Annotated in this window: 1 protein-coding gene; it reads right to left on the reverse strand. The window is 44.4% G+C overall.

From position 1 onward, the window contains the following. On the reverse strand, nt 1-252 hold a 252-nt coding region (locus AAEZ06_RS27855; protein WP_350617396.1), incomplete at both ends, for a hypothetical protein.

Genomic DNA, 252 nt, shown 5'->3' on the forward strand with positions numbered 1-252 from the left:
GTGGCAGTATTATTTGGATCTAACGCCGCTTCGACAACGACATGACGACCTGCTTTGATATCGATACTGGTTTGGCTATCAATTTTTGCATAACTGTCATTTTTTGAGTCGTTACTCATGACTGGGCGCTGCCAGTGATAAGTGATCGCAAGTTGCGCCCAATTACTAAGCACATCTATTTGCGCAATAGCCGCGCTTAGCTGTTGTAGTTCCGCTAAATGGCTGCTTAATAGTGTCAACAGTTGGTGATAC

The organism is Pseudomonas sp. HY7a-MNA-CIBAN-0227 (assembly GCF_040310325.1).
Lineage (GTDB): Bacteria > Pseudomonadota > Gammaproteobacteria > Pseudomonadales > Pseudomonadaceae > Aquipseudomonas.